General features: G+C 74.6%; 7 protein-coding genes. 3 read left to right on the plus strand and 4 right to left on the minus strand.

The annotated features are described in order from the left end of the window. Positions 1-113 precede the first annotated feature (113 nt). From AB0J72_RS54360 to AB0J72_RS54370, 3 genes are all read right to left on the minus strand, one after another. Complete coding sequence (locus AB0J72_RS54360; RefSeq protein WP_363415671.1) at positions 114-428, minus strand: hypothetical protein; 315 nt, start codon at positions 426-428, stop codon at positions 114-116. Positions 429-557: 129 nt separating this feature from the next. Further along, positions 558-1,034, minus strand: coding sequence for a hypothetical protein (locus AB0J72_RS54365; RefSeq protein ID WP_363415674.1), 477 nt, complete (start codon positions 1,032-1,034; stop codon positions 558-560). 94 nt (positions 1,035-1,128) lie between these two features. Continuing rightward, positions 1,129-1,614, minus strand: coding sequence for a helix-turn-helix domain-containing protein (locus AB0J72_RS54370; RefSeq protein WP_363415677.1), 486 nt, complete (start codon positions 1,612-1,614; stop codon positions 1,129-1,131). A gap of 98 nt (positions 1,615-1,712) precedes the next feature. Here AB0J72_RS54370 and AB0J72_RS54375 point away from each other — a divergent pair, with 98 nt between their 5' ends. Both AB0J72_RS54375 and AB0J72_RS54380 read left to right on the plus strand, forming a co-directional pair. Beyond that, positions 1,713-2,114, plus strand: a complete 402-nt coding sequence (locus tag AB0J72_RS54375; RefSeq protein ID WP_363415680.1) for a redoxin family protein — start codon at positions 1,713-1,715, stop codon at positions 2,112-2,114. Positions 2,115-2,213: 99 nt separating this feature from the next. After that, positions 2,214-3,734 (plus strand): DHA2 family efflux MFS transporter permease subunit, encoded by a 1,521-nt coding sequence (locus AB0J72_RS54380; protein ID WP_363415683.1) that lies wholly within the window; start codon positions 2,214-2,216, stop codon positions 3,732-3,734. A 65-nt stretch (positions 3,735-3,799) separates the two neighbouring features. On the opposite strand, the gene fabG is transcribed toward AB0J72_RS54380, so the two are convergent. Beyond that, entirely contained in the window at positions 3,800-4,561 is a 762-nt protein-coding gene (gene fabG, locus AB0J72_RS54385) for a 3-oxoacyl-ACP reductase FabG (RefSeq protein ID WP_363415686.1), read from the minus strand. A gap of 49 nt (positions 4,562-4,610) precedes the next feature. Between fabG and AB0J72_RS54390 the strand changes: the two genes are divergently transcribed. Further along, positions 4,611-4,931, plus strand: coding sequence for a hypothetical protein (locus AB0J72_RS54390; protein ID WP_363415689.1), 321 nt, complete (start codon positions 4,611-4,613; stop codon positions 4,929-4,931). Positions 4,932-5,535: the final 604 nt, after the last annotated feature.

The following is a 5,535-nucleotide window of genomic DNA, read 5'->3' on the forward strand; positions in this document are numbered from 1 at the left end:
CCACCCCGTACATCCCCCCCCGCCCCCCCCCGCCCCCCCGCCGCCCCCCCCCCCGGCCCCCCCCCGGCCGGTCCGGGGGGGGGACCGGTGCACCGGTCCCGCCGCGGAACGGGTCAGCGTAAGCCCGCGTGCTGCCGGTCCGGCCGCGCCGGGACGCCCGGCTCCGCGGCGGTGCGGCCGGTGCGGTCGGTGCGCCGGACCCGCCGCGCGACCGCCCGGACGGCGATGACGAACCCGAGACCCGCGGCGACGGCGAACTTGACCACGCCCTTGTCCCACAGCAGGCCGTTCACGCCCGCCCACAGCAGCCACGGCCACGACCGGTCGTCGTGCTGCCCCCACAGCGCCGTCGCCAGCAGCATCGTCGTCACCGCCGCCGCGCCCCCGACCAGCAGCACCGTGCCGGCCCCCCGCCAGATCCTCCGCATACATCCGAACCTATGCCCGGCTCGCCCCTCGTTCATCGAGCCCCGGGTGGATTCCCGCCTCCACCCCAGGGTGTAGCCCGGCGTGGTACCGCAGACCGAGCCGACCCGGCGCCGCGGGGTACTTCAGGCCTACGCCGGTGGCGTCAGGTCGCCGACGGCGTCTGCGTAGTAGGTGCTGCCGAGGTGGAACGCGACCTGCCGCAGCGTCCACGCGCCGCCCTCGGCCCGGTCGAGCCGCTCGTCGTCGAGGGACCGCAGCCGCAGCGCCCAGATCATGCCGAGGCGGTGGAGTCTGCTGTACGCCTCGTCGAAGTCCTCCTCGGTGAACGGGGCGAGATCGGCGGGCGTGGTCACGGCCGAGGCGTGCCAGTGGTCGGGCGGTGGCGGCGCCCCGGCGAGGCGGGCCTCCAGCTCGGCGAGGTGGTCGACGAGGTGGTCACCGAGGCGGCGGACGGCCTTGTGCGGCGTGTACACCCGGTCGCCGGCGGGAATCGGCCGCCCGTCCCACGCGGGCCAGGTCCTGGCGAGCCGCAGCGCGTGCGCCACGGCCTCCTCGATCACGCGGGCAGGGTCGCGGCCGTCTACTTCGGGAACGTCGTCGCTCATGCCCGCGAACGTAGCGCCGGCACCGTTCGGCCCCCGCCGAACGAACGCCGGACCCGGCACGGCGGACCCGGCACGGCGGGTCAGGCACGGCGGGTCAGGCGAAACGGATGTGGACGGGGCTCACCCGCGCGGTCTCGGGCGCGAACGCGAACGCGGTCAGGGCCTCCCGCACCACGGCGAGGGTGTCGGCGCCCACGAGGGCGACCCAGGCCTGCTCGGCGGCGACGCCCGCGGTGCGCATCGCGTCGACCGCGCGCGCCCCGGCCGCGGTGGGCTCCAGGCGCCGCACGCGACCGTCGGCGCCCCCGGCCTGCCGCTCCAGCAGCCCCTCGGCGTGCAGGGTCGCGCAGATCTTGCTGATCGCCTGGGTGGTCATGCCGAGCCGGTCGGCGAGCTGGGTGACGGTGTCGAGGCCGTCGCCGATGAACAGCAGCGTGAGCGACTGCGACGGGGTCAGGTGACCGTAGCCGACGGTGGACAGCTCGCCGAGCACGTTGCGCACCAGCCGCTCGCAGCAGGCGGCCAGCAGCACGCCCAGGTCGTGCCCGGCGGCCGGGGCCGCCGAGGGGGCCTCACTCATGCCAGCACCTTACCGGCAGGACGGCACCCCCCGAGCCTTGACTGCACAACTCAGATACGTATCTAATTTACGTAACTCAGTTACCAATAGGAGGAGTCATGGAGCTGGCACCTGGCATCACGGTCGCGGAGCTGCGGGACGGCCGGCGCGGCGTCGCGGTGTACTTCGTGCGGGCGGCGAGCTGCGCGGTCTGCCTGCGGCACGTCAAGGAGCTGGCCGGGCTGCGGCTCGCCGACCGCGGGGTGACCCCGGTCGTCGTCGTGCCCGGCGAGGACGCGCAGGCCGCCCGGGTCCGCCGGGTCGCCGGCCCGGTCCGCGTGGTGGCGTCGCCGGGCGCGGAGGCGCACCACGCCGCCGGGCTGCCCCGCTCGATGCTGCTCCAGCACAGCGGCACCCTGCTCGTCGACGCCGCGGGCGAGGTCCGCTACCGGCTCGCCACGACCCTGCCGATGGGCAGCTTCGACGCGGCCGCGCTCACCGCCGCGGTCGACGCCCTGTAGCGGCACGGGGTGTGACGTCCCGTACAGCCGCTCAGCTCCGCCCGCGGGATCCCGATGCGCAGTGGACACCGAACTCTGACGCACCGGGGGACAGACGACATGAGCACCACCACCGACCGCCGCGCACCCGCCGCGAGGCGTGCCGGCGCGAGACCGGGCACACCGGTACCGACGCCGCAACAGCAGACCGGTCGGTGGTGGGCGCTCGTCGTGCTCGCCATGGCGCAGCTCATGGTCGTCCTCGACGCCACCATCGTGAACATCGCGCTGCCCACCGCGCAGCGGGACCTCGGCTTCTCCGACGGCGGCCGGCAGTGGGTCGTCACCGGCTACGCGCTCGCGTTCGGCAGCCTGCTGCTGCTCGGCGGGCGGCTGTCGGACCTGTTCGGCCGCAAGCGGATGTTCCTCGTCGGCCTGGTCGGCTTCGCCCTGGCGTCCGCGCTCGGCGGCGCCGCGCAGGGCCTCACCATGCTCATCGTCGCCCGCGCGCTGCAGGGCGCGTTCGGCGCCGCGCTCGCCCCGGCCGCGCTGTCGCTGCTGTCGATCACGTTCCCCGACCCGAGGGAGCGCGGCAAGGCGTTCGGCATCTACGGCGCGATCTCCGGCGCCGGCGGTGCCGTCGGCCTCCTCCTCGGCGGCGTCCTCACCGAGTACGCGTCGTGGCGCTGGTGCCTCTACGTCAACCTCATCATCGCCGCGCTCGCCGTCGCCGGCGGCCTGCTCAAGCTGCGCGACGAACCCGCCCGGACCCGCGGCCGCATCGACGTCCCCGGTGCGGTGACGGCCGTCGTCGGCCTGGTGTCGCTGGTGTACGGCCTGGCGAACGCCGAATCGGACGGCTGGGGCGACGCGATGACCCTCGGCCCGGTGATCGTCGGTGTGCTGGTCCTCATCGCGTTCGTCGCCATCGAACGGCGGGTCGAGCACCCGCTCCTGCCGCTGCGCGTCGTGCTGGACCGCAACCGGGGCGGCTCCTACGCCGCGGTCGGCATCGCCGGCGCCGGGATGTTCGGCATCTTCCTCTTCCTCACCTACTACATGACGGGCGTCCTGGGCTTCACCCCGATCCAGACCGGCTGCGCGTTCCTGCCGATGCTCGCCGCCATCATGCTGTCGGCGACCACCGCCGGCTCGATCCTCACCCCGCAGGTCGGCCCGCGCCCGCTCGTCCCGCTCGGCGCCCTCACCGCCGGCGCCGGCCTGCTGCTGATGACCCGGCTCGACCTGCACTCCACGTACGCCACCGGGGTGCTGCCCGGCCTGCTCGTCATCGGCCTCGGCATGGGCCTCATCTTCGCCCCGACCCAGAACGCCGCCACCTCCGGCGTCGTCCACACCGACGCCGGCGTCGCCTCCGCGATGATCAACACGACGCAGCAGATCGGCGGGTCCATCGGCACCGCGCTGCTCAGCTCGTTCGCGGCGAGCGCCGCCGGCGACTACATGGCCGGCAGGAAGCCGACGCCGCAGCTGGCCGCGCAGGCCGCCATCGAGAGCTACCACACGGTGTTCTGGTGGTCCGCCGGCTTCTTCCTCCTGTGCGCGCTCGTGTCGGCCGTCCTGTTCCGCACCGGCCCCCTCGACGTCGACCCCGACGCCCCTCGCGCCATGGCGCACTGACCCGCCCGCTCTTGAGAAGCCGCTCCCTCCCGGGGGCGGCTTCTCGCGTGCCACGCCGGCGGACCTCAGCGCGGGGACGCGCCGCCGTCGATGTCCACCGTGGCGCCGGTGACGAACCCCGCCTCCGCCGAGGCGAGGTACACGGCGGCCGCGGCGACCTCGGCGGCGGTCCCGCCACGGCCCACCGGCAGCGCCGCCACGGTTGCCGCCCGCCGCTCCGGGGTGCTGAACGTGGCGTGGAAGTCGGTGTCGCCGATGTAGCCGGGAGCGAGGGCGTTGACGGTGATCCGGTCCGGCGCGAGCTCCTTCGCCAGGCCCTTCGTCAGTCCGATGACGCCGGCCTTCGCGGCGGAGTACGCGACCGCCCCCGGCCCGCCGCCGTTGTGCGCCGCGAGCGACGCCATCGTGACGACCCGACCGGCCCCGGACGCCCGCAGCGCCGGCAACGCCGCCCGCACGGTCCGGAACGTGGCGGTGAGGTTGACGTCGGTGACCCGCGCGAAGTGCTCGTCGCTCATGTCGGCGACCGCGACCCGCCCGACCAGGTGCCCGGCGTTGCAGACGAGGATGTCGAGGCCGCCGAGGTACCGCGTCGCCTCGCCGACGAACCGGTCGACCTCCGCGGTGTCGGTCACGTCGCCCCGCACCGCCAGGGCCCGCCGCCCCAGCCCCGCGATCCGCTCGACGACCGCGGCGGCCCGGTCCGCGGACCGCCCGTGGTGCACCACGACGTCCGCCCCGTGCTCGGCGAGCGCCACCGCGATCGCCGCCCCGATCCCGTGCCCCGCCCCCGTGACGAGGGCCCGCCGCCCCGTGAGATCGAACATGCTGCCGCCTTCCGGTCGTGACTGGACGGCGCCTTCTACGGTGCCGCGCATGACAGAGACATTCTTCGCCCTCTTCGGGTTCACATTGTTGTTCGAGCCGCCCGCCGTCGCCGGAGTCGTCGGGGCTGCCCTCACACTGTCGCTCCGGCGCCGACTCGGCAGGGCGTTCTGGCCCGCACTGCTCGGCTTCCTCGTGCTCGTGGCACGGAAGATGGTCGAGGTGTACGTCGACGTCGCCGAACTGCGCGACGACTGGATCAGGCTCGAGTTCGCCCTGGACGCCGCCTGGTCGGCACTGCTCACCGCCGCTTTCTTCATCGCCGCCACCCACCGCCGCGCCGCCACGGCACCCCCAGACCCGACGATCTGACACCTCCACGGGAACCACCCGCCCCCGCCGGGATTCTGCACGGGTATGGACGTCGCAAGAAGCCCTGCCCCGTTGCGGACGACAACGCCGGCCGGCACACCACCACCGACGCGGACGCGGACACGGGTGGCAACACCGGCCGGCCCACAGCCGCTGAGGCCGACGCGGGTGGTGACGCCGACCGGCACACCGCCGCCGAGACCGACGCGGACGCGGATGCGGGTGACAGCGCCGGCCGACGCACAGCCGCTGATGATGCCGATGCGGGTGGTGACGCCGACCCGCACACAGCCGCCAGGACCGATGCGGACGGCAACGCGGACGGCGAGGCCGACGCAGACACGAACGCGGGTGACAGCGCCGGCCGGCACACAGCCGCTGAGGCCGACACCGACAGCAACGCCGACCCGCACACAGCCGCCAGGACCAACGCGGACGGCAACGCGGACGGCGAGGCCGACGCAGACGGCGGCACGGACGGCAAGGGCGACGCGGACGGCGGCATGGGCCGTCCCGCTGCCGCCGAAACCAACGCAGACGCGGATGCGCGTGACAGCGCCAGCCAACGCGCAGCCGCCGAGACTAACACGGACCGCGACGCCGA

The organism is Dactylosporangium sp. NPDC049742 (genome assembly GCF_040674675.1).
Taxonomy (GTDB): Bacteria; Actinomycetota; Actinomycetes; order Mycobacteriales; family Micromonosporaceae; genus Dactylosporangium; species Dactylosporangium maewongense.